The organism is Xanthomonas sp. JAI131, from assembly GCF_013410075.1.
In the GTDB taxonomy this organism is placed as follows: Bacteria; Pseudomonadota; Gammaproteobacteria; order Xanthomonadales; family Xanthomonadaceae; genus Xanthomonas_A; species Xanthomonas_A bonasiae.
This window is the reverse complement of sequence record NZ_JACCCN010000001.1, coordinates 1-20854: the sequence shown is the minus strand read 5'-3', so window position 1 is coordinate 20854 and position 20854 is coordinate 1. Positions and strand designations below refer to the sequence as shown.

Below are 20854 nucleotides of genomic sequence, written 5' to 3'. Positions count from 1 at the left end.
TTCCGGACGGCTGTTGCCTCTACAGGTCTACGCTCACATCATAGCCCAGTGCACGCAGACCTTTGCTGGTGCGGCGATTTCTAGGAGGAAAAGCGTCAGGATTTACCCAGCCGATGAGTTCACCCAGGATGCTGGTCTTCATATGGCCTAGTCGCCACTTGGACGAGTTGCAAGCGTCCCAAAGCCTTTCCACCGTCTCTCCTACTGGGCCACCCCAAACAACGTGGTGGACAACCTCAAGGGGTGTTTTTCCTTCCGCTGTTCGCTGGCACCACATCCATCTCGCCAGCGCCTCAATCTTGGCATCAAGGGTTTGCTCAGGAGGTAAACCGATCATCGCATTGGACACGTGGAGCGCGTGCTGGCCAAAAGCGTGAACGCCAACAATGGTGCGCACCCATTCTTCCTCATTCAGCGTCAGGATTCGATTTTTGGAGAAGCCCTCGCGAATGGCTGGCGCGGCAACTTTGATGTTCTGCTGCTCTTGGCTAAAGTCAAAGTCGCTCTCTTTCCACCACCTTATCGCGTCAGCCAAGATCATCTCTTGGTTGTTCCGATGCCGTTCGTAGAAGGTTAGGTATGCGTCCTTTTCGCCGCTGCCACGCACTTGTCGGTAGTAGTAAGCATGGAGAAACTGATCGGCTTGAACCCCCGACGGCACGTCGCTCCCAATCCACGCCGGCCGGTTCTCGGGCAAAGATACAATACCGGCGATCTTGCGCATGATCTGGAGCGTGCTGTTCCATTCTTCGAAAAATCGCAGATAAGCGCGGTTAGCTGGCCGTTTGGCTTTGAACGCCAGGGGATTTTGGGCATGCTTCACTGTGGGGTCGCTCCCGTCGAAATCCTGCTCCAGCTTCCGCAGTTGGGTCATGAGCGCGTTCCTGCGCTTTTCTAGGGCTTTCTGCGCATCCAAGTGTTCCTGGCGAAGTGGCTCTGAGTGCTGGCGAAGGCCCTGGAAAAAGCTCAACAGTTGTGGAACTAGGCCAAAAGTCTCCAAAGCTTCGTCGGGCAGGAAAACGCCGGCCTCGAAGTTCTTGTTCCAGGCTCGGTCCGTCAGGTTGGCTGATCCAATGTAGGCGCCCTGCCCCTCCCACCAGATGATTTTTGCATGCAGATGCGTGGGCACCACCCGCCAAGAAAGGTTTGCCGACCGCCGGGGCTCCAACGCCCACTCCAGCAAGCGCGGGTCGATAGGGACCGTGCCGTCGTATCGACCAAAGAACTCCACTAGTTTGCCCTTGACCAAGCAATCCTCGAACCACCATTTCTGATCGAAGCTGCCATAGGCCACTGCGGCCATGACACGGCTGCAGTGCTCGATGCTTCCAGTGTGTGCATTGCGCAGCAGCGTGCCTGCCAACGGCTGTCCTACAAGTTGCATGTTCCCCCCTCTGATAAGCGATTCAATCCAGACCATATACCAAGTGCGACATCGTCATCCGGGGTCCTGCTCTTGCTGCGGTGCTTGCTGCTGGCCTCATCTCCACCTGCTGCTGACGCACCTGCTCCACCCTGAGGTGCTCGGCCTGCACCAAGTTTTGTTCCGCCGGCTACTGGGCCGCCCCCCGTCCATCCACCTTGGAATCGAACATCGGCAGCTTGTCGCCAAACGGCGCGTAGACCGCAAGCAAGTTCTCGGCCCCGTCCTTGCCCAGCGCACCGGTCACCCGATCTACCCACTTCACCAACGGATCCTTGGCTTGCTCTGTCACGGCGAGAACGGTCAGTGCTTTGCCGGCTGCCACCCTGCCCGCATGGCTTCCTCGGAGCTACAGAACATGCGCTCGCCGTGGCTCAGGTCGATGCTGGTCCGCTCGTAGTCCCGCTGCCCAGGAACGTGGTAGATCTTCTTGCCTTGGCGAGAGATGTTGCCCTTGATGCGGCATCCGCCGGACACCGGTGGCGCGGCCACCGGCGTTTGGCTTGCCGTCTGATCGCGCTTGCTGCGGCGGTAGTCCGCAGGCATCTGGAAAGGCCCTTGCCAGAGGTTGCGCCGCTGCTGGCGCGCGTCGGCTTCGTCTGCAATGAACGCCGTTGCGTATTGGCGATACGCGACCGCCCAACCGGAGTTGACCATCCAACGGTTGACCGACTGCCCTTGAACGAAGCACTCCGCGACCACCCGGCCGTAACGGTCCGTGTCCTTGGGCTGGCAACGAACGGTCTTGTCCAGCACATAGCCGTCCAGCGCGGCGGCGGACCGTCGGCCACAGGGCCAGGCACGCCCATCTTTGGTGGTGCATTGTTGGGCGCTTTCCGGGGCGTCGATGCCCCACAGGCGGATGCGCTGTTTTGCGACCGTAATGGTGTCGCCGTCCGTGACCGTCGCGCGGCCGACCAGTTCTGCTGCCACCCCAGGAACCGAAGCAAAAACCAAAAGCAGAACCACCAGATCTTTCAACACCATCAACAACGACTTCCTCTAAGCGCACGCTCGGGTCCCGAGCGCTAGTTCAAACAGGGCCCGACACTTTAGCGGAAGCGGGAAAGGGGCGCTGACCAAGTCGAAATCCTTCAACCCCGATTCGCGTTCCTGGTGCGGTCGCCGTCGGTCTCTTCTACGACAACGAAGTCGCTCACCAGCCAGCCGTATGCATCGCTGAGCGCATCGGCGATGCCCTCTTCGCTCTCGCATTCGACCGTAGCTTCCACTGGCAACGCAGGACGCTTGCCATCGGTTTCCCAGACAATCCCTCGCACGTGAAACGCCTTCATTCCTGCTCCATGGATGTGGATGTGCATCTGCCTTGGCAGTCTAGCGTCGGCACACTGCATAGGTGAAGGGGCGGGCTATGCCCACCCCCTGCTGGCCAGGCTGGTGTGCTGCTGGCCGCCGATGAATAGGTGGTCCAGCACCCGGATGTCGAAGAGGCGCAGAGCTTGCTTCAGGCGCTTCGACCTGGCGGTTGGCGTCGCTGGGCTCAGGATCCCCGTTGGGGTGGTTGTGGAAGAGGATGACGGCGGCGACGTTAAGGTCCAGGGCTTGCTTAGCGACGATGCGGCTGTGGACTTCGCAGCCGTCGATGGTGCCATTGAGGACATGCTCGGCGGCCAGGATGTGGTGCTTGGTGTCGAGGAAGATGCATCCGAAGACCTCATACGGCAGGTGGGCGCAGCGGGCGACCAGATAGCTGCCGGCTTGGTAGGGGGCCCAGCCACTAGGAGTTAAGCTTCCCTCTAAGTTTTGGAGGCCCACCGCCGAGGAGACCCGAACACCTGAAGCTGCGCCATAGAACCATCCTATGTTTTAGGCAGACGAAGAAGCCCACTTGGCTTCTTCAAACGCTCAATCAGCGCCTCCGCTTCAGCCCAAGTGTCGCCAGCACTTGCAATCACCTCAATCGGAATTACCTTCGTCACTGGATCTGCCAAGTTGGCGGCGTGAATTTCTATGTGGAGAGCACCCTTTCGCGGCTCTACGTTGCCCAACCAAACGACCTCAAACTCAAATGATTTCGGAGCGGAGCGATGCCTCCACTGTTGACAGGTCAGTTCAGTATGGGGCCTTGGGTATTCTGGACGCGTGCCTTGCTTCCAGTAAAAAGCATCTGATTCCCGCTGCAGCGGGAGTATAGGTCGCCGAAGCTCCATGACCTGAGAGCTAATCGCTGCAAAGCTACGACCACCTGCTGAAAACGACGAAATGTTCTCTATTGCGTCGAAATGCTTCACCTTCTTCCAATAGCCCTTTGGCGGGCTCGGCGGCCTTGGGAGCTCAACCCTCAAATTATGCAAAACAACCTCAAGCTGCGCACCATTCTCAAGCTCAACTGAGCTAGGCTCATCGTTCTCAACGGGCAGCTTAATCAATAACCCCCCACCCCGAACAGAAAAAGAAACCCTTACGTCTTCGGCCGGCCGGGCACCTTCGTTGACTAAGCTGATCTGAATACGCGGCACAGGTTTAGATTTCTCAAGCTCACCATGAAGCTTACGAAGAAATTCGTCACAGGCAGAGATCCATTGAGGGTAGTGCTCTTGTTGATATTTTTGAATCTCGCTATCGGTGGCCGGGATGAACTCCTCCTGCCCAAAGTGCGCATAAAGGCCGCGCAGACCAGGCGCCGAGCTACGAGTTGATCTTTCGCGCGAACCAAAATTGGATTCCTCAGGAAATTCTCGCTGAAGCATCCCGAGCAGCTCTATTATCTGTGACTCACTCAGAGGTTCAAAACTATCCACATTGAATTGCCGGGGCAACTCTTCCGCCTCAATCATACAGGCGGGTCCACTCTTCCTTAGGCGTGTGAGCTCGCCTTCAAGAGCTTTGATCTTCTTCTGATCCTCATCGCTTTCAGCAGACAAAAGCCAATCTTGTGGCACACGATGTGATAGCACATTAACACGCCGCGCACTTAGCAGAACTCCATTGTCGTTGGACAAAAGCTTCACTGGCTCACCAGCGCATTCCTTTGCGAGAGCAGAAACGGTCCCGACGATGGCGTCATCCGCGTGCGCATAATCCAGAAGCGCTTGGATTTCAAAATCGGGGCGAAGGTCATCTCTGGAGATCAGCTTAACAATAGGCAGACTGCCATCCCTGGAGATATCGACCGATAGCGACTCCAGAAGTTCTCCGATCAGGCTATTGATAGCTCGCGCACGTTTCGCCAATCGCCCCTGACCTCCCTTTTGCCTATCAACTTCTCGCACCACAGGAGCGATCAGAACCAACGTGATTGATTCAAAACCGGGGAACTCCTTCTTCCAGGGAAGTTCGACGAGTTGCCGACATTGCATCAGCACATTTGTATCGGGGACAAGATAGATATGCTTGGACACTTTGCTGTCAATGTCGAGGCGGTTACAAGAAGTGTAGCGCGAAGACTCCTAACGTGGCCTCTCCATCCTGCAGTCCTCGCCTGGGATCAAGACAACTATTACAGGCACAACATCGCGAGCGCCTTCAGCTGCATCAACGCTCGATGGCTTCAGCAGTGGCCTAGGCGGCAGGGGGCTATGCCCACCCCCTACTGGCCAGGCTGACGCTCTTCTGGCCGCCAATGACCAGGTGGTCGAGGACCCGGATGTCGAGAAGCGCCAGCGCCTGCTTCAGGCGCTCGGTGACTTGGCGGTCGGCTTGGCTGGGCTCCGGGTTCCCGCTCGGATGATTGTGGAAGAGGATGACGGCGACGGCGTTGAGGTCCAGGGCGCGCTTGGCAACCACCCGGTTGTGGACTTCGCAAGCGTCGGTGGTGCCGGTGAAGAGGTGCTCGGTGGCCAGGATGTGGTGCTTGGTGTCGAGGAAGACGACACCGAAGACTTCGTGCGGCAGGTGGGCGCAGCGGGCGACCAGGTAACTGCCTGCCTGCTCGGGGCTGTGGATGTGGCCCAGCCGTTGGAGGCGTTGCTCCAGGATGGTGGCGGCGGCGAGCAAGATGCCCTCCTCGTCCATCTGGAGTTGGTATTGGGCCTTCCGGTCTTGGGTGCGCTTCATCTGTTCTTCTCCACCAGCGCGTTGTGCGCCTCGTGGGAACCGGCAGGCGGAGCGTCAGGCTTGACCGCACCCGGCAGTGAGCACCGCTTGCGGCGCGCAGCGGAGGGCCGGAACAACGTGGAGGAGGCCTGCCCTTGCGGTCGGGACAGCGAAGCTAAGATTCCCTTCAAGAGGCCCAGCGCTGGTGGAGAGCAATGATGTGCGACTCCCCTGCCGGCGATCGAAGAGCCTAGAGGACTGAATCCTGCGTGGGTGCAACTTTGCCCACGGTCCTGGCGCACTTTGCCGGCTGCTGGCTTGCTGCTGCCGTGAGCGGTCGCTCATTGAGAGTGCTCATGCCCACAGCATTCAAGTTCGATAGTCTCTGGCGCGCGTCTCAGCCGTGAATCGCAGAGCTATGGGACACTCGGGCCATCTTCCGACACGCCCCCGCCCATGCGAATCAAACAACGAAAAGCTGCCCTGGCCTTTTGGATGAGAGTAGAGGCACTTGCAGCGCTGATGGCCATAGCACTTGCAGGGTGCGCGGCAGGTGGTCCGGTCGCGAGCCGTCCCATTGAAGGCCCTGTGCGTCTGGGAGAGATTGCGGCGGTTGATGGCCCCAGGGTGCGTCCAAATCGCGTCATAGAAGACAGCCGTTGCCCAGCCGACGTTCAATGCATTCAGGCCGGACGCCTAATCGTCAGAGCGACAGTGCTCGGTGGTGGCTGGTCAAAGGAGATTGACCTCACGCTGGGCGTCCCGGTCCCTGTCGCTGATGGCATGTTGACGCTGGTGGACGCCACACCCGTGCCAGTTGCCAGCGAGACCGCCGCATCCGCCGCTCGCTTCAGCTTCAAGTTTCAGGGCGGCCGCTAGGCCTCCTGTGGGATGCACAAAAATCTCAAGCCCAGAGCTACTGATTGAGAATATACGATTGATAGCGCAGAAATATATTTTGATCTATATTTCGAGGCACTGGAACACCGTTAAAAAAAACCCATATATTCCGCCCAACCAAGGGGCCTTCATCGACCTCTTCCCAGGACATATCCCGATCTGAGAGAAGCTGCGTCAATTTCGCAAACGTATCACGCACCCTAATTTCCTGATCTTCAGTCAAAACGACCGCATCATTCGAGCAAATCATTTGAACAGCATGAAGGAAAGAGTAAAAGAGGGTTGCCGCCTCGTGGATTTTTTGGATTATTTCTTTTTTATCTGACATAAATGACCTCAACTAAGAGCCTGCAGCGCAAAGGTATCACGCCAAACTCTCGGCGACATAGATTCGCTAAACTTGGCAAGCAGCGCAGCGACACAGGATCGCTCTTCATCCGCTCCGCATGCGCTTCCTGCACGAAAGGCCACGGACTGATGGGGGCACACCACTATCCCGAGCCAGGGCAGCCCTAACTCCAGGCCAATGCTCGTTCCACGACTTCAACCGAGCCAAGAGCGAGGCACCCTAGCTGCGTAGGTAATCTCGCAAAGGTAGCCGACGCGCTCCTTGAAGCTCACGGCCACCGCATCGCAATACCAATGCGGGCCGCTGGTGTCCGGATTGGCTCCCTCGTTGAGCTGGATGCAGCACTGGCTGTTGACGAACAACGCACGGTCCGCTCGGAGGTAGTCGAGCACCACGCCTTCGAAGTGATCCACTGTGGCAACTCCCTTCCCTGTTATTGGATGACGAATAGCGTCATCGCAAGCCCAATAAAACTAACTAAAAGTAGCATCTCAGCGCAACTAGTTAGTTTAAAAAAACAAATCAAGCTAACCAATATTGGCTAACATTTATGTTGCGTTCATTTTTAAATTTGCTATTTTTAGTTTTTAGCTAACCAATTTATTTTTAAACACTACAGTAAAGTCTCAACGAAGAGCCACCCTCGCCTGTCTGAAACCCTTGCCGCATATACGAGCAAGAGTAATTTGTGAGGTTAAGTTGGGCCATCAGCCATGGCTTAATTTGACCCCGATCCGGCAATGCCTGAGGTGTTGATTGGAGGCGCAGAAAAACTCCGATTTTGGATTGACGAATTTTGAGGCCGACGTATCAAGCTTCCATCTACCGATGGAAGCACAGCAATGGCAAACGACCTCACCAATGAGCTACAGAAATACAAGGACCACCCCTTCGGCGAATTGACGTTTGGCAGCGTCCGAGTCGGCCGCGTCACGTTCAACAACGTGCGCCTTCGAGGACGCGAGGCCCTCATCGGGCTGGAAGAGCTTCTCCAAGCCGCCTGTGAGAAAACGCAGCGTATCCGAGTCCGGAAGGACGGCACCCGGTATCCAGAACCTCTGCCCATAGCCACGCCCGGCCGGCAGCTGTCGGAAGAGATCGCCGACTACCTGCGCGACATGACCCGCCGCAACCTGCGGCCGCGCACCATCGAGGCCACCGCCCGCACGCTGGGCCTTCTGCAACGCGTCTGCGGCGACATTCGGGTCTCTCGCATCGACCACCAGCACATCTACCGCCTGTGGGATCTCATCCGCTGGGCTCCCCCAGGCGCGGCTTCGGATGCAGAGCTCAAGTCCTTGTCCGCCGAAGACCTGATCGTGCGCGGCCAAGCCATCAAGGTCGAGCCGCCGGCGCCCGCGACGCTGGAACTGCACCGCCGCTTCCTCGCCACGTTCTTCAGCACGCTGGTCAAAGCCAAGGCCATTCCCGTCTCACCGATGGAGCCCTTCCGCGAAATAAAGAAGGACTTGCTCCAGGACACCAGCAAGCCCGACCGCCTCTTCAGCGACGAAGAACTTCAGCGCATCTTCGACCCAAGCAACTTCATCCCGTGGGCCAAGAAATGGCCGCACCGGTGGTGGGGGCCAATCATCGGGCTCTATACCGGTGCCCGAGTTGGCGAGGTGGCCCAACTCAAAGTGGTGGACATCATCCAGGAGCGAGAAATGTGGTGCATTTCCATCCGCAAGACGATCGACGAGGACTTGGCCGGCAAGGTTGGCACGCGGAGCCGCCAGAGCCTCAAGGGGGACTCCGCGGTGCGGGTGATTCCCCTTGCCCAACCCATCCTCGATGCGGGCTTCCTCGACTTCCTGGAAGACATGAAGGCGTGCGGCCATCCCCGGCTGTTCCCCCACCTGTCCGCCGGCGTGAACAAGAAGACCGGGGAGACGAACTCGCGCTACAGCCAGGGGCTACTCAACCAGTTCAGCAGCTACCTGAAGGATCTTGGATTCCCGAAAGGAGTCGGCTTCCATGCGTTCCGCCACACGATCGCCACCGAGCTCTACCACCGCGACGTGCCCCAAGAAGAGGTCGCCCTCATCACCGGGCATTCGCTGAGCAAGAAGGTGCCGGTCCTGCAGGACTACTACCTCCACAAGCGCCCCGACCGAATCCGCGTGAAACAGGCACGGGCCTTGGAGTTGTATCGGCCGTCGGTCGAGCTGCCGAAGTATCAGGCGGGACAGTTCAAGGAACGGTTGCGGGACAAGCAAAAGTTCTATCCATGACTTTGCCTAGACCCAACGACCAACACAGCCGACTCAAGCGTCAGCGCCCCATGTCCCTCTCCAATTCCCACTACCATTTCCGGAGTTCCACTATGAGCATCACCAGCACTCCTAGCGCCGACCTGTCACCTAGCCCCAGCCAACGCCCACCTGGCAAAGCGGTAACCCGCTCGCCGAGCGATTTGGCTGCCTTATACTTTCGCCCGAAGACCCCTCATCCCCGCGGCCGCACGTTTACCGACCGCGAGATTGCAGCGATCTTTGCCTCTCCAAGCTACGAGCGCTGGGCAACCGATCCGCTGCTTTTCTGGGCCCCCTTCCTCGGACTCTACATGGGACTTCGAGCGTCGGAGGTGCTGCGCCTTTCGATCGAGGACTTCGTGGAGCAACACGGAGTGACTTGCATCGTGGGTTGGGGGCGCGCCGCCAAGCGCACACAAGACCTCAATGCCTACAGGCATCAGAGTCGACGGATCAGTTGCACCTGGTCGATCCCCGTGCCACAAGTCTTGCTAGACGCTGGCTTTCTGGACTACGTTGCATCCATCCGTGAAAAGCAAGAACAGCAGCTGTTTCCTGCTATCCAGCAAGAACCAGTACGTGACACCGCGGCGTCGCTCATAAGCAAGTTCATGCGATACGTGCGCTCACGCGGGATTAAAGAGGGCGCGTTTCCAGCCCTGCGCCAAACGTTTGAGCAACGCATCAAGAAAGCTGAGATCTGCTGGACTCATCGCAAGGTGCTCACCCGAGAGTCAAACCACTGTTCCCCAATGGTGAAGCATTACTATCACCCACTCTATCGGATGGACCACTTTAAAAAATCTCTGGATAAAAGCTATCCAGGTGCGCTGGTCTTGCTACGCGTTGTTGGTAGGTAGAAGCTCCGGTGCGGCAGATCGCCTTGGCCACAGGTCACGGCACTGATCCCAGAGAAAACGTTTTATCCATCAAGTATCACCGATCATTGGGCTCGACGACTTTTAGCACCTTCTCCCACGCCGGTGTGCGGCCCCCCTCGTAAACCGATATCGTGATTTTTCCCGGCCGCCACGGTTTGAAAGCCAACTCAGCATCGCCGCCCTTGGCAGTAAATATTTGCGTGTGGTCCTTTTCATCGTAACGGCTTCCTTGCCAGTTGCGGGTTGAGACACTGTAGCCCCAAGCTGCTGCCATCTGTTCAAGGTAAGGAGGAGGTGTCCCCGTGAGCTGTATTTTCAAGGCGCTGTTTTCTGGAATCTTGGCAGCCATCGAGTAGCTCTGGCCCACAATAAGATCCGTGAGTGTTTGGCCCAGAATGTTCATTCCGTTGTCTCCGGCATCAGGGTAATCATATTTTCCAGGCGCACTAGGGACAGGCGTTGCGAGAAATGGTGTAATTTCCTCGCGGCCTCGCCCCTCTTTCAACTCCGATATCTTGTCTCGAAGCCGCTTGATCTCGGCCGCATCCTCTTCACCTCGGTGTTTATAGAGGTCCAAGCGGTGTTTGTAGAGGAAATGAATGATTGTCCAAGTCAAACTTCCGATGATCAACGACCAAGAAGCAAAAAGCCACGAGTTTGCCGAAATCATCTCCCAATTTTGTTGCAAGAAATTCATATCCTGTCCTTCCGTGAATTAGTCCACTGAGCGATCGTCTTTGTCTCTTCCGGGAACGATCGTTGCCAAACCTGGTTCCACATCAAGGCCGTAGGTTGCCGCCAAGATGGCGATGTAGACGCCAAACACCCCCCTCATTTCGCCCATGGCTTGGTTGAACTCCCACGAGGCATAGTGGCCCCGCTCGAAAGCATTTCGAACAACCGGGCCATCCTCAGGGCCAACAGCATCCAAGAACTTCCGACACGCCGCACGCATGGCCCTGAGGCTTCGCGCCAGCTGCCCATCGCTGCTCAGGCTCCCTAGCTCAGTAGTGAGGAATTCCCGGATCCGCAAAACCGATCGGACCCCATGTTCGGGCACTTCCATTTCTGAGGGCACGTAGAGCACCCGGCGGTCATCCAAAAAGCTGAGTATTCGCTTAGCCACTGCACGCTCGGCCTCGGGCGGGTTCCACTGGATTCCAAACACTGGAACGCTGATGCCAGTGATACGAGACAGAGCCTCTCGAAACTTCATATCTTCTCCTTGATTGATGTCACGAGGGCCAATGGCGGACACCAGTTGCGCTTCGAGGCTCGGTATCGGCCCCGCCCGACGGACATATTCATTGTGCCCGGAAGTCCTGGTCTCCGTGAGTGGACCGCCTCAGCTGGGAGGCCGCCCAGGCTGCCCGACAAGTGCTCCTTTTGGGTTTGTTCTCCGGAGACTTCCCGATCAGCGCGCTGGCTGGTCTTAGCTCCGTCGCAGCCGTTATTCCAACTCGGCTACGAACGCGAACTGAAGGCTCGTTAGCGCCCTTGGCCTTTAGCAAGATCCTTGAGCCGCTCCAAGGCCTCTTTCTGCTTGGTAGCAGGCAATCGCGACACAAGCAGGATGACCTCCGCAAGCAGGTCTGAGGTGGCATGGAAGTAGGCAACAGGCAAATTTAACGCCTTTGCCAGGGCTTCAGCTGTTGCGGGATCGGGATCGTGCTGCCCCGTCTCATAGCGGCTCACCCGCGTAGCCCCTGAGACGTTGTCCACCATCCCAATGCGCTCGGCCAGCTCTGCCTGCGTCCAGCCCATGGCCATCCGCGCACTGCGCAGGCGCATGCCATAGACCGTGGCCGGTGTCTTGGGTTTGGGCATCGAGAAGATTGCACGAAAGCTGAATTCCCTCAGTGTGCCGCTTGGATGCGGGCTTCTCATCTGCGATTATCGTAAATGCCGCCAGGCCGGCGGTCTACAGGGGCTTTTCCTATGAAGCACGCAGGACAAGGAGCGTTCGTTGCGCTCCTGGCATTGACGCTGGTCGCTCCCACCTCCGCCCAGGCCCAGGACGGCTCCGACCCCAAGCCCGGCTTCTTCCGCCAGCTCGGCGGGAGCTTCAAGGACGCCGGCAAGCAGATGGTGGGCATCAAGCCGAACGCAGGGGGCAAGTCCACCGCCCAGGTCGGCAGTAGCGGCAGTGGTCCCACCTACACGCCTCTCAGCGGCGCCGGGAAGCTGCCGGGGCTGTTCAAGGGCGACAACCACCAGGCAGCCCAGGCAGGCCGCTTGGACTGGCCTCGGGTCGCACTGACGTTCACCGAGTGGGGGACCTCCCTTCCCTGTTGGACTGTCGAAGCAAAGATCTGGACCAGCTCTACCGCGTCGAGCGTCGAGACCTTCCGGGCCTGCGCCGATGCCCCGCTGGCTGAGACCGACGACTTGGGAGAGACGGCCGAGCTCAACACGTCGGCTCTCTGGAAAGGAAGGGACACCCTCAACGGCATTCGAGTGCCGTCCAGCAAGCCGAACACCGGCAGCCAGCGCTCCACGGGCCCCAACCCGCCGGCCCAGCCCTTCGTGGTCAACGTGAGCCGGCCCGGCGTCGCCGATCGCGCTGTCGACGTCGCCCTGCGCGCGGCGTGGGCCTCTGGCTTCCTCCAGACCGCCGATCTGCATCCGGGCCCCTCGGGAATGCTGACGCCCTTCAAGGACGCCCGGCTCTGGATCGCAGGCTTCAAGCCGGACGGCAACCGCGACAAGTAAGGCCCTCCGCTTCTCCAACCCTACCCATCCCTCAGCAAAGGACACACATGAAAAACGCATGGATTGGCCTGGTCGCCTTGACCACGGCCCTGGGCCTCACCGCCTGCAGCGGCAAGCCGTCGACCGACGACGCCAAGGACGCGTTTGTCAGGCTGCTTCAACAGAGTGGCGCTGGCCAGGTCACCGAGATCCGAAACTTCGAACTCACCGGCTGCATTGAAGCCGAGGGCGCAGACGGCTACCGCTGCGATATCCGCGGCCAGGCCGTGCTCAACATTGAGGGCCGGGAGGTGCCTGTCCCGCTGAGCAAGAACTTGCGCTACGTGCGGAAATCCGGAACCTGGAGGGCCTACGCAAAATGACGACCAACCCTGACCCGATGGCCGGCACCCCGGTGGGTGCTGCGGCCGGGCTCCGCGGGGACGGCGCACCACGCGCCGTCCCCAGGAAAGTCATGACGCCCCACAACCGGTTCTTCTGGTGGTTCTCGTGGACCCTGCTCTTGCTCGGGCCGCTGGGCTTCATCGTTGGGCCTCTCATGGCCCGGCGGGGCCTTCGAAAAGCGGAGCGGCTCTATCCCCAGGAGGCCTACGCGGCTCGGCAGCGCGACCAGGGGTTCACCGCTGGGCAGTGGTGGGTCATGACGCCGCTGGCTCTGATGGGGTCCTTCTGGATCTTTTCTCTCTTGAGCGGGCTGCCGATGGTGTTGCTGGTGCTGTGGGTGCAGCTGACCAGTTGATTCCGATAGAGCATCCGCATCAAAAAAGCCCGGCCATCCGGGCTTTCTTTTTGCTCCCTACCCTACCCTTGTTGCATCGCTGTGGATGCCGGTTTACAGCGATGACCTCTTGGGACCAGGTCACACCTTGGCCAATCCGCGGTTGACCCCGGCGGCGCTCTGTTAGATACCTGTGATCACCGCGTGCCACTCCGTGGCAAAGGGGCGCGGTGGCTGTATCCCCCACCACACTGGCCAACCGAGCCAGCTCTCGCTTCCTGCTTCACCTCCGTCAATTCGCACGTCCTTCAAGAGGCAACGGCATCGCCCGTGCCTGCAGGGTTCGTGCGTCCCCAAAAAACACATGGAGATGTGCCGCTATGCGATTCCGGATCTTCCTCGCCGTATTCCTGCTCACCACGTTCAGCGCTGCCGCCCAGGCCCAGGTCGTCACCCTCAACAAGGGGGGCTACACCCTGACCTACGATTGCACAGCCCACACGGCTACGCGCTACGAATACTCGCTCAACGCGGACACTGGCTCGGCGGCTCGTCCGTCCGACTTCAACCTCGACACCACACTGCCGAGCGGCTGCGGCGGCCAGACCTCGACCAAGTCCTACGCCAGCGTGCGCTCGGGCTACGACCGCGGCCACCTGGTTACGTCCAACCACATGGATTACAACGCGACCTACATCGTTCGCGCCAACCTGATGTCCAACATCGTGCCGCAGGTATCGGGCTTCAATCAGGGGATCTGGGTGCAGGCTGAGAACGTGGCCGAGTGCTACCGGGACATCAAGCCGGTAAAGGTCTACGGCGGCGTGGTCTTCGGCGACACGTCCAACGACTACTTCCTCTCCAGCCACGGCATCCGCACGCCGGAATACTTCTGGAAAACGATCATCACGACCGACCCGAGCACGGGCGCCGAGAAGGCCATCAGTTGGATCATTCCCAACCAGACCGGCCTGGGCAGCCTCGATGACTACATCGTGTCGATCGCCGACCTGGAAGAGCTCATCGGCGCCAGCAATGTAGGCATCACGGCGTCGTCTGCGGTGAAGAACATGATGCCAAGCTCGACGTGGGCGCTGCCGAGCAACTGCGACCTGAGCTGATCACGCGCCGGCGCAACACACCCCCCTCCGAAGTCCCAGGTCACCTGGGGCTTTCTTTTGGCAGGCTTGCCGCGGCCAGGCTGCAACCTAGAGGCAAGCCTGGGCCTCTAGGTAGGCGGCCCCACTGGATAGCGCCCTCAGGAAGCCAACTCAGCTGGCGGCGTCATCCTTGAGCACGAGCAGCGGCTGGGCCGCAGCCGAGCCAATTGGCAGGCGGGATTCGGCGCCCGGGGTCACGACGATGACCGTGATGACGTCGTCCTGCAGCGAGTTGATTTGAACGAACTTGAGGCCGGCCTTCTCGAAGGTGTAAGCCTTGAAGAGTGGCGACAGGCTGACGTTTTTCTTGCCAGGCGGCACGCGCTCCCCCATGCCCTCGATAACGTCGGCTGGGTTCATCACCTGGTCTGCTGCCTTGGCGACCGGAGAGAGGCCAGCTGCCAGCCCGGCCAATCCAAGCAATGCGCCGGAGAGGGTTTTCATCGTTCATTCCTTGACGAGAAAGCGTCGCCAAAACGCTACTGCTGGCCAGATGGGTGCGCAAGCGCAAGCCCCATGGCCGCTCAAAACGTCTACGAAGATAGACAAATGTGTGCCGGACGGCGGCCCTTGCTACGGCATTTCCAGCTTCCCCTAGACGCAAAAAGCAAAAGGCCTCGCATTCAAGGCCCCTGGTTGTCGACGTCTGAGTAAAGGATTCCTGCCCCTTCCTGTAGTGCTTTCACGCGAGGGACGCGATGGCGTTTTCAGAAAGGCTGGCCCACGTCAGGACTGATGCCGCTCCAATCGCTTCGGGAGCTGGCTTTAAACAAACAACAACTTCGAGGAATGCAGTGATGTGGAACTACGACGACAACGAAGGCTTGTGGACCGACCAGAACTCGGGCTACTCCTACAATCCGATCGATGACAACTTCATGGAGGGCGAGGACATCATCGCATTGGATGATGTGCCATTGGCAGTTAGACAGGCCCTGGAAACCACCGCGGACAACGCCATCAAGCAAATCATCAGCGGCGCCAATCCAATCCTTCAACGCGGTGAGGTGGCGTTCACTGCCGAGTTCGAGCAAGACCAAGAGGTGGTAGGCATTGAGCTGGAGGCGGCGACGGTGTTCGGGAGCGTTGGCGCCGGGCCGTGCCTTATCGTATTCGCCACGGGCCCGAACGGCGATGGGAATGGCGTCTACGCGAATGGAGCACATCGCGACAATGCCTTCCTGCTGGGCGAGGAATTCTTGGACGAAATGAGCGCTGACATTTCGGGTGCACCAACCTTCTACGTGATAGGCGGGGAAGTCGGCAGCCACACTGGCGTCGACGGTGCCACCATGGACTATTCTCGTTACTACCCCTTCTTCCTCGCCTGCGAGCAATCCAACGTCGTGTTTGGCGGCGTGACGTTTCCCTCCAACCCCACCGCCGATGATGCTACTTCCGCAGCGCTCACCCTAGTGAACGGCGCCCCGCAGGTCGGCTATTGGCTTTGACACCGTTCCCTGCCTCCAAGGAGCCCATAGGCACAAAAAGCAAAGGCCTCGCATGCGAGGCCTTTGGTCGTCGGCGCTTAGGTGGAGGTTCTGGCCCCCGTCCCCCAGCCATGGTGGGTGAAGTGGCCTGACGACGGGAAGAGTTTGGCTCTGGCAGGCACTGAAGGGCAATCAGACACTACCCCGCCGCGATGTCAGAAAAACCCGCATCGCGCCAAACACCTCATGGATTTAAGAAAGTCCGACCGCTTTATTTTTTAGGGACAAATGTCATCTTAAGGCCCTCGTAGGTTTCCCTGTCTTGGCTGTTGCCCTTCTCAGCAGCCAGCTTTCCCCAGTGCAGGGCCTCCGGACCGTTGTTGTGCAAGACGCAATCAAAATAATAGTCTCGCATCCCTCTGATTGCCGAAAGCTCTCCACTCTCGGCCTTTACCCTACTGGAGGCGACATCAAAGGTTCGACAACTTTCTTCTCCTGACACAGGGACTGCATCCGCCTTCTGATCTTCCTTGCCACAGGAAGCCAAGAACACTAAGCATACAAAAACTTCAAGCTTGCGTATCATGGCCTAACACTCCTTTAATCGCTCGGATCGCTTAAATCCATGCAGTGCCAGAAAAACCCAGCACGCCAGCACCACGTCCACCAGTGAATTCGCGAACTGCTCAGCCCTCGAAATATGGCTCACCAGATGGCCAGAAAAATTGATATCCATTTTTTCTTGAAACACCTTCTAACACCACATCCACATCTGCCGCCTGCTTCAGCGCATGAACCCCATCTACGCCGTGAATCTCTATATCCGGCTCAGCGAGCCCCAAAAGCTCGATGACGCAGATGGCACCCTCGTCAACTCGAAATTTCGTATTTTCCGGACTAATGAGCACTGGAGCAAAAATCCTGACTTTAAACTCTCTCAAAGCCGCACCATCGGTGCCAGAAAAAAGAAGGGCTCTTTCTGCTGCCAATTCACCACGATTATTTGCCATCACTTTTACCACTACCCTCACAGTAGATAGCTATCCAGGCGGAACTTGCAAACGCATCAACATGCTGTCGCGCAGCTCCATACTGGCTTTTGCGTATATTATAAATAACTGCTACGTTATGCACATTCCGCTTCCATCACACAAATTCTAGCCATGAAGTCTTTAGAAGCCAATCACTATTTGCTAGGAATCGAGCTAAAACGCTCCCAAGTCAAGAGCTTCGATGAATACCCTTTTTCGCTACCATTCCTTAAGGATTTAAAAAAACTTGAACTCCATCCGAAAGTTACTTTCCTTGTTGGTGAAAATGGAAGTGGGAAGTCAACGATTTTGGAAGCAATAGCCGTTGCTTGGGGATTTAACCCAGAGGGCGGGACAAAGAACTTTAAGTTTCAAACCAAAGAGTCCCATTCATCGCTACACGAATATCTACGCCTTCATAGGGGCATCCGAAAAGCCAAAGATGGTTATTTTTTTCGTGCAGAAAGCTTTTTTAACGTAGCCACCGAGATAGAACGATTAGACGATGGCCCAGGCGGCCCGCCCATTATCAGCTCCTATGGTGGAATGTCTCTCCATGGCCAGTCCCATGGAGAATCATTTCTTGCATTGCTTATGAATCGCTTCAACGGCAATGGCCTGTATTTACTGGATGAGCCAGAAGCAGCCCTGTCCCCGCAGAGACAGCTGGCTGCAATCAGCCGCTTACATCAACTCTTAAAAATCAAATCGCAATTCATTATTGCAACACACTCACCCATCTTACTGGCATATCCTGATTCATGGATCTATCAAATAGATGCCAGCGGCATTAAATTGACTGAATATAAAGATACCGAACATTACTTGACTACAAAAAAATTCATAACCAACCCAGAAAATTATTTAAATCAACTCCTTGAATAGTCTTCTGGCAGGAAAAACCCGTCGGGCTTAATCGAAGGATGCTCCCTGTAAAGGGGGTTCAACAAATTTAATAGTAGCTCTCCAGAAATTCGCCCTATAACCTGACGAATTCTTTTTGCCTCTTCCTCGGAAGCAGCATCCATTGCCAAAGCAATTGCCTCATCCAAAGAAGCATTTGCGTTCAAAATTTTATTGCAAATCTTCTCTGCGGTATCTTGATCAGAAATCATCACCACCCCTCGCAGCCGTGGTCAGCCATACATTTATTTACACATCTAAAAAACTTAAAACCATCATCTCGCGATGGCAAAGCCGTATCAGAGCAAGTATCCAAACATTGCTCTTTAACAGCCCTACAATAATCCTCTCCTTTATCGCACTCTCCGTTTAGTCTTTTGCTAACCGCCCCCTCCACCTGACTAACCATGCCAAGTGGCGACATATTATACAGAGCTGAAAGCAGTCTTTCATCAAATGGTATCTCTACACCAGAAGGCTTGTTCTCAGTAATATTTCCAAACATACGCTCAAGAGGAATGTCCCCATCTATCCGAGCAGATGAATTCGGATTATAGGCACCCCTGACAGCATTAGCTGCTCCAGAATTAACAACGACAGAAGACTGTAAGCCGAGTGGGTCAATCAACATCACTGCTTGGCTATTTGCATAGGCGTATGTATTGATCCCTCCCGTCAATCCGTTCGGATCACTCTGCCCATACCGACCGCTGCTCGTGTCGTAGTCCCGGAAATAGTTCTGGTTGAGCCCTGTCGCGCTGTCGTAGCGCTGACCCGGGAAGCGCATCCCGAACACGAACGCCGTGCCATCGCGATCCGCATCTTGGTCCGGCGGCGTGTTGCCGAAGGACTCACCCTTGAGGTCCCACTTCCAGATCGCCACGTCGCGCACCGGGTCAATCACCGTGCGCGGCGTGCCGAGGTGGTCCGGCTGCACGTAGTTCAAGGCGGTGCCGGCCAACACGCCCACCGGCAGGTCGTCCAGCCAGATCGCCTGCTGTAGCGACTTGCCGTTGCCGTCGTAGTCGCCGAGCCAGTGACCGGCTTCGTCGTAGACCGTGTAAGTGTTGGTCGTGCCGAGGAAGCGGCGCACCTGCTCACCGCGGTCGTTGTAGCGATACTCCATCGCCAGCGTGCCGCTGCGCGTGGCCTGGCTCAGGCGCCCGGTCGCGTCGTAGGCGAACGTGCGTGTCGTGCCGTCTATGGCGGTCGTGTTGCCCGCCGCGTCGTAGCTGCGCGCGGCGCCGGCCACGCTCGCCAGGCGGTGGCTGTCGGTCGGATAGCTGTAGTTCTGGATGCTGCCGTTGACCTGGGCGCTGAGCCGATTGCCGGTGGCATCGTAGCTGTAGCCGTCGATCACCGTGCCGGTCGGGCCATCCTTGAAGGCAGTCAGCCGGTCAAGGTTGTCGTAGCCGAGGCTGACCACGGGTGCGGTATTGCCAGGCGCGGTCAGCGCGGTGAGGTTGCCGACCGGGTCAAAGCCGAAGCCGACGTTGAGGCCGTCGCTGCGGCTGTCCTGGATCGCCAGCGGGCGGTAGTCCTGGTCCAGCACGCGCTGCAGCGGCCGGCCGTTGCCGTAGGACCAGCCGGCGCTGGGGCCGAACGGGTAATAGGTGGCGCCGCCGAGTAGCTTCTGCCGGGTGCCGCCGGCTGCGGTGACGCCAACTTCCGTCGCCTGGCCCAGCGCATTGCGCACATAGTCCACCACCGCGCCATCCGGATAGGTCACCCGGCTCAGGCGGCCACCCTTGGTGTAGGCGTAGCGCACGGTGAGCTCCTTGCCGTTGGTGGTCTGCACCTTGCGCACCACGCGTCCGAAGCGGTCGTAGCAATACTGGGTCAACCCGCTGCCGTCCTGCAGCTTGCTCAAGCGCCCCAGCGCAAATGTTTCCCCGGCCGCGCACACGTTCTGGCTGGCATCGTAGGTGTAGGTCGCGATCAGCGCCTTGTCGGCGTAGGTCGCCTTGGCCAGGCGGCCGAGCACGTCGAAGACGTAGTTGGTCTTGGTGCCGCGCGCGTCGGTCTGGGTCGCGAGGTTACCGGCGCTGTTGTAGGTGTAGCTGGTCACGCCGGTGTCGGGGCTGGTCAGTTTCAGCACGTCGCCAAACCCGTTGTATTGGTAGCTCGTTGCCAGGCCCTTGGGATCCGTAACCTTGGTGGTGCGGTCCAGCGCGTCGTAGTCGAACTGGGTCTTCGCAGCGATGCCGCCGACATCCTGCTGGGTCTGCTTGACCCGGTCCAGCGGGTCGTAGTCGGTCTGCGTCTTCCGCTTGAGTGCGTCGGTGACCAACTGCACGTTGCCGTTGAGGTCGTAGCTGAAGTCGGTGGGATCGGCCTCGGCGGTGGCCTGGGTGGCCAGCTGGCCGAGCTTGTTGTAGATCCGCGACAGCGTGTGCTTGAGCGTGCCGGACGCGTCCTTGGTGTCTTCCTTGAACCGGTTGCCGGACGGGTCCAGCGAGTAGTGGATCGTGTTGCCGGCACCATCGGTCACGTCGGTCAGGCGATGCGCGGCGTCGTAGCCGTAGACGACGAACGTGCCGTCCGGATCGGTGACCTTGCTGACGTTGCCAACCTCATCGTAGGCGACGAGCGTGGTCTGGTCCTGGTCCGACGACGTGCCGTCGGCATTCGCGCGCAACGTGCTCGATGCCGCCCAACCGCGCGGGGTGTAGGTGAGGTCGCGGATCAGACCATTGGCGTCCTGGGTACGCGACGGACGGCCGTTGCGATCGTAGGCCACATAGGTGGTGGCTCGGCCCAGCGCATCGACCACCTGATACAGGTCCCCTGCACGATGGCAGGCGCCGCCAACGCTGGCGCAGCCGGATTCGTCGGCGGTCAGGTAGTAACGGTAGGTGGTGGTGTCAGCCACGTCGGTGCGCGGGCCGTCCTGGCTCAGCACCAATCCGATCTGCGGGCACTGCGTGCCATCGACGGTATCGCAGTAGCTCGTCCGCCACTGGCGCACGCCGGACGGCGCGTTGGCGGCGCTGCCGCAGGTGTAGCTCATGGCGGCGGACACGGACGGATCGACTTCGCAGCGTGCGGTTTGCTGGCCTCGTGCGTTATAGGTCCATGCGCTCTTGGCCGCCGTGG

25 protein-coding genes and 1 pseudogene are annotated in these 20854 nt (G+C 58.3%); 9 read left to right on the top strand and 17 right to left on the bottom strand.

From position 1 onward, the window contains the following. Window positions 1–19 precede the first annotated feature (19 nt). From HDC36_RS00130 to radC, 7 genes and pseudogenes are all read right to left on the bottom strand, one after another. Window positions 20–1363 carry a phospholipase D family protein gene (locus tag HDC36_RS00130; protein WP_179563666.1) on the bottom strand — a complete coding sequence of 448 codons (1344 nt, stop codon included), beginning with the start codon at window positions 1361–1363 and terminating at the stop codon, window positions 20–22. A 190-nt stretch (window positions 1364–1553) separates the two neighbouring features. Further along, window positions 1554–1688, bottom strand: coding sequence for a hypothetical protein (locus HDC36_RS23620; protein WP_343204302.1), 135 nt, complete (start codon window positions 1686–1688; stop codon window positions 1554–1556). 38 nt (window positions 1689–1726) lie between these two features. Continuing rightward, a complete protein-coding gene (locus tag HDC36_RS00120; RefSeq protein WP_179563665.1) occupies window positions 1727–2410 on the bottom strand; it encodes a thermonuclease family protein in 684 nt (227 codons plus the stop codon). A 107-nt stretch (window positions 2411–2517) separates the two neighbouring features. Next, the gene (locus HDC36_RS00115; protein ID WP_179563664.1) at window positions 2518–2718 is read right to left on the bottom strand and encodes a hypothetical protein; all 201 of its coding nucleotides are present in this window, start codon (window positions 2716–2718) and stop codon (window positions 2518–2520) included. Between the two features lie 75 nt (window positions 2719–2793). Then, window positions 2794–3154 (bottom strand): annotated as a pseudogene (locus tag HDC36_RS00110) (JAB domain-containing protein); the annotation flags it as partial. Window positions 3155–3243: 89 nt separating this feature from the next. Next, entirely contained in the window at window positions 3244–4785 is a 1542-nt protein-coding gene (locus tag HDC36_RS00105) for a PIN domain-containing protein (protein ID WP_179563663.1), read from the bottom strand. A gap of 175 nt (window positions 4786–4960) precedes the next feature. After that, complete coding sequence (gene radC, locus HDC36_RS00100; protein ID WP_179563662.1) at window positions 4961–5440, bottom strand: DNA repair protein RadC; 480 nt, start codon at window positions 5438–5440, stop codon at window positions 4961–4963. Window positions 5441–5941: 501 nt separating this feature from the next. Here radC and HDC36_RS00095 point away from each other — a divergent pair. After that, window positions 5942–6298 carry a hypothetical protein gene (locus HDC36_RS00095; protein WP_255432600.1) on the top strand — a complete coding sequence of 119 codons (357 nt, stop codon included), beginning with the start codon at window positions 5942–5944 and terminating at the stop codon, window positions 6296–6298. Window positions 6299–6335: 37 nt separating this feature from the next. Here HDC36_RS00095 and HDC36_RS00090 read toward each other — a convergent pair whose 3' ends face one another. Then, complete coding sequence (locus HDC36_RS00090) at window positions 6336–6647, bottom strand: hypothetical protein (RefSeq protein ID WP_179563661.1); 312 nt, start codon at window positions 6645–6647, stop codon at window positions 6336–6338. Between the two features lie 215 nt (window positions 6648–6862). Further along, window positions 6863–7081 (bottom strand): hypothetical protein, encoded by a 219-nt coding sequence (locus tag HDC36_RS23365; protein ID WP_255432525.1) that lies wholly within the window; start codon window positions 7079–7081, stop codon window positions 6863–6865. A 429-nt stretch (window positions 7082–7510) separates the two neighbouring features. On the opposite strand from HDC36_RS23365, the gene HDC36_RS00080 reads away from it, so the two are divergent. Then, window positions 7511–8902, top strand: a complete 1392-nt coding sequence (locus HDC36_RS00080; protein WP_179563660.1) for a tyrosine-type recombinase/integrase — start codon at window positions 7511–7513, stop codon at window positions 8900–8902. Window positions 8903–8994: 92 nt separating this feature from the next. Beyond that, complete coding sequence (locus HDC36_RS00075; protein ID WP_179563659.1) at window positions 8995–9783, top strand: integrase; 789 nt, start codon at window positions 8995–8997, stop codon at window positions 9781–9783. Window positions 9784–9859: 76 nt separating this feature from the next. On the opposite strand, the gene HDC36_RS00070 is transcribed toward HDC36_RS00075, so the two are convergent. From HDC36_RS00070 to HDC36_RS00060, 3 genes are all read right to left on the bottom strand, one after another. Continuing rightward, window positions 9860–10501: a hypothetical protein gene (locus HDC36_RS00070; RefSeq protein WP_179563658.1), complete on the bottom strand. Its 642-nt coding sequence runs from the start codon at window positions 10499–10501 to the stop codon at window positions 9860–9862. A gap of 18 nt (window positions 10502–10519) precedes the next feature. Beyond that, window positions 10520–11020 (bottom strand): DUF6650 family protein, encoded by a 501-nt coding sequence (locus tag HDC36_RS00065; RefSeq protein WP_179563657.1) that lies wholly within the window; start codon window positions 11018–11020, stop codon window positions 10520–10522. A 272-nt stretch (window positions 11021–11292) separates the two neighbouring features. After that, a complete protein-coding gene (locus tag HDC36_RS00060; RefSeq protein WP_179565490.1) occupies window positions 11293–11631 on the bottom strand; it encodes a helix-turn-helix transcriptional regulator in 339 nt (112 codons plus the stop codon). 111 nt (window positions 11632–11742) lie between these two features. Between HDC36_RS00060 and HDC36_RS00055 the strand changes: the two genes are divergently transcribed. The 4 genes from HDC36_RS00055 (at window position 11743) to HDC36_RS00040 (ending at window position 14355) form a co-directional block, all read left to right on the top strand. Continuing rightward, the gene (locus tag HDC36_RS00055; RefSeq protein WP_179563656.1) at window positions 11743–12516 is read left to right on the top strand and encodes a hypothetical protein; all 774 of its coding nucleotides are present in this window, start codon (window positions 11743–11745) and stop codon (window positions 12514–12516) included. Window positions 12517–12563: 47 nt separating this feature from the next. Further along, entirely contained in the window at window positions 12564–12878 is a 315-nt protein-coding gene (locus HDC36_RS00050) for a hypothetical protein (RefSeq protein ID WP_179563655.1), read from the top strand. Next, window positions 12875–13255: a hypothetical protein gene (locus tag HDC36_RS00045; RefSeq protein ID WP_179563654.1), complete on the top strand. Its 381-nt coding sequence runs from the start codon at window positions 12875–12877 to the stop codon at window positions 13253–13255. Before HDC36_RS00050 ends, HDC36_RS00045 begins: the two co-directional genes overlap by 4 nt. Window positions 13256–13614: 359 nt before the next feature. Next, window positions 13615–14355 carry a DNA/RNA non-specific endonuclease gene (locus HDC36_RS00040; RefSeq protein ID WP_179563653.1) on the top strand — a complete coding sequence of 247 codons (741 nt, stop codon included), beginning with the start codon at window positions 13615–13617 and terminating at the stop codon, window positions 14353–14355. 150 nt (window positions 14356–14505) lie between these two features. Here the strand turns inward: HDC36_RS00040 and HDC36_RS23360 are convergent, their stop codons facing one another. Next, on the bottom strand, window positions 14506–14838 hold the full coding sequence (locus tag HDC36_RS23360) for a hypothetical protein (RefSeq protein WP_255432521.1): 333 nt from the start codon (window positions 14836–14838) through the stop codon (window positions 14506–14508). 353 nt (window positions 14839–15191) lie between these two features. Here HDC36_RS23360 and HDC36_RS00030 point away from each other — a divergent pair, with 353 nt between their 5' ends. Continuing rightward, complete coding sequence (locus HDC36_RS00030) at window positions 15192–15845, top strand: hypothetical protein (protein WP_179563652.1); 654 nt, start codon at window positions 15192–15194, stop codon at window positions 15843–15845. A gap of 250 nt (window positions 15846–16095) precedes the next feature. Here HDC36_RS00030 and HDC36_RS00025 read toward each other — a convergent pair whose 3' ends face one another. Both HDC36_RS00025 and HDC36_RS00020 read right to left on the bottom strand, forming a co-directional pair. Beyond that, window positions 16096–16410: a hypothetical protein gene (locus tag HDC36_RS00025; protein WP_179563651.1), complete on the bottom strand. Its 315-nt coding sequence runs from the start codon at window positions 16408–16410 to the stop codon at window positions 16096–16098. A 100-nt stretch (window positions 16411–16510) separates the two neighbouring features. Next, window positions 16511–16834 carry a hypothetical protein gene (locus tag HDC36_RS00020; protein WP_179563650.1) on the bottom strand — a complete coding sequence of 108 codons (324 nt, stop codon included), beginning with the start codon at window positions 16832–16834 and terminating at the stop codon, window positions 16511–16513. 153 nt (window positions 16835–16987) lie between these two features. Here HDC36_RS00020 and HDC36_RS00015 point away from each other — a divergent pair, with 153 nt between their 5' ends. Beyond that, window positions 16988–17740, top strand: a complete 753-nt coding sequence (locus tag HDC36_RS00015; RefSeq protein ID WP_179563649.1) for an AAA family ATPase — start codon at window positions 16988–16990, stop codon at window positions 17738–17740. Here the strand turns inward: HDC36_RS00015 and HDC36_RS00010 are convergent. Then, window positions 17725–17970, bottom strand: a complete 246-nt coding sequence (locus HDC36_RS00010) for a hypothetical protein (protein WP_179563648.1) — start codon at window positions 17968–17970, stop codon at window positions 17725–17727. The two genes, HDC36_RS00015 and HDC36_RS00010, sit on opposite strands and share 16 nt — an antisense overlap. Next, entirely contained in the window at window positions 17970–20768 is a 2799-nt protein-coding gene (locus HDC36_RS00005) for an RHS repeat-associated core domain-containing protein (RefSeq protein ID WP_343204301.1), read from the bottom strand. The genes HDC36_RS00010 and HDC36_RS00005 overlap by 1 nt, the downstream gene beginning before the upstream one ends. Window positions 20769–20854 lie beyond the last annotated feature (86 nt).

Coding starts and splice junctions, on each gene's coding strand:
- HDC36_RS00030 (WP_179563652.1), top strand. CDS start 15,192: ATGTGGAACTACGACGACAACGAAGGCTTGTGGACCGACCAGAACTCG.
- HDC36_RS00045 (WP_179563654.1), top strand. CDS start 12,875: ATGACGACCAACCCTGACCCGATGGCCGGCACCCCGGTGGGTGCTGCG.
- HDC36_RS00025 (WP_179563651.1), bottom strand. CDS start 16,410: ATGATACGCAAGCTTGAAGTTTTTGTATGCTTAGTGTTCTTGGCTTCC.
- HDC36_RS00065 (WP_179563657.1), bottom strand. CDS start 11,020: ATGAAGTTTCGAGAGGCTCTGTCTCGTATCACTGGCATCAGCGTTCCA.
- HDC36_RS00115 (WP_179563664.1), bottom strand. CDS start 2,718: ATGAAGGCGTTTCACGTGCGAGGGATTGTCTGGGAAACCGATGGCAAG.
- HDC36_RS00075 (WP_179563659.1), top strand. CDS start 8,995: ATGAGCATCACCAGCACTCCTAGCGCCGACCTGTCACCTAGCCCCAGC.
- HDC36_RS00120 (WP_179563665.1), bottom strand. CDS start 2,410: ATGGTGTTGAAAGATCTGGTGGTTCTGCTTTTGGTTTTTGCTTCGGTT.
- HDC36_RS00005 (WP_343204301.1), bottom strand. CDS start 20,768: ATGAGCTACACCTGCGGCAGCGCCGCCAACGCGCCGTCCGGCGTGCGC.
- HDC36_RS00095 (WP_255432600.1), top strand. CDS start 5,942: ATGGCCATAGCACTTGCAGGGTGCGCGGCAGGTGGTCCGGTCGCGAGC.
- HDC36_RS00010 (WP_179563648.1), bottom strand. CDS start 17,970: ATGATTTCTGATCAAGATACCGCAGAGAAGATTTGCAATAAAATTTTG.
- HDC36_RS00090 (WP_179563661.1), bottom strand. CDS start 6,647: ATGTCAGATAAAAAAGAAATAATCCAAAAAATCCACGAGGCGGCAACC.
- HDC36_RS23360 (WP_255432521.1), bottom strand. CDS start 14,838: ATGAAAACCCTCTCCGGCGCATTGCTTGGATTGGCCGGGCTGGCAGCT.
- HDC36_RS00050 (WP_179563655.1), top strand. CDS start 12,564: ATGAAAAACGCATGGATTGGCCTGGTCGCCTTGACCACGGCCCTGGGC.
- HDC36_RS00080 (WP_179563660.1), top strand. CDS start 7,511: ATGGCAAACGACCTCACCAATGAGCTACAGAAATACAAGGACCACCCC.
- HDC36_RS00015 (WP_179563649.1), top strand. CDS start 16,988: ATGAAGTCTTTAGAAGCCAATCACTATTTGCTAGGAATCGAGCTAAAA.
- HDC36_RS00070 (WP_179563658.1), bottom strand. CDS start 10,501: ATGAATTTCTTGCAACAAAATTGGGAGATGATTTCGGCAAACTCGTGG.
- HDC36_RS00020 (WP_179563650.1), bottom strand. CDS start 16,834: ATGGCAAATAATCGTGGTGAATTGGCAGCAGAAAGAGCCCTTCTTTTT.
- radC (WP_179563662.1), bottom strand. CDS start 5,440: ATGAAGCGCACCCAAGACCGGAAGGCCCAATACCAACTCCAGATGGAC.
- HDC36_RS00060 (WP_179565490.1), bottom strand. CDS start 11,631: ATGCCCAAACCCAAGACACCGGCCACGGTCTATGGCATGCGCCTGCGC.
- HDC36_RS00055 (WP_179563656.1), top strand. CDS start 11,743: ATGAAGCACGCAGGACAAGGAGCGTTCGTTGCGCTCCTGGCATTGACG.
- HDC36_RS00040 (WP_179563653.1), top strand. CDS start 13,615: ATGCGATTCCGGATCTTCCTCGCCGTATTCCTGCTCACCACGTTCAGC.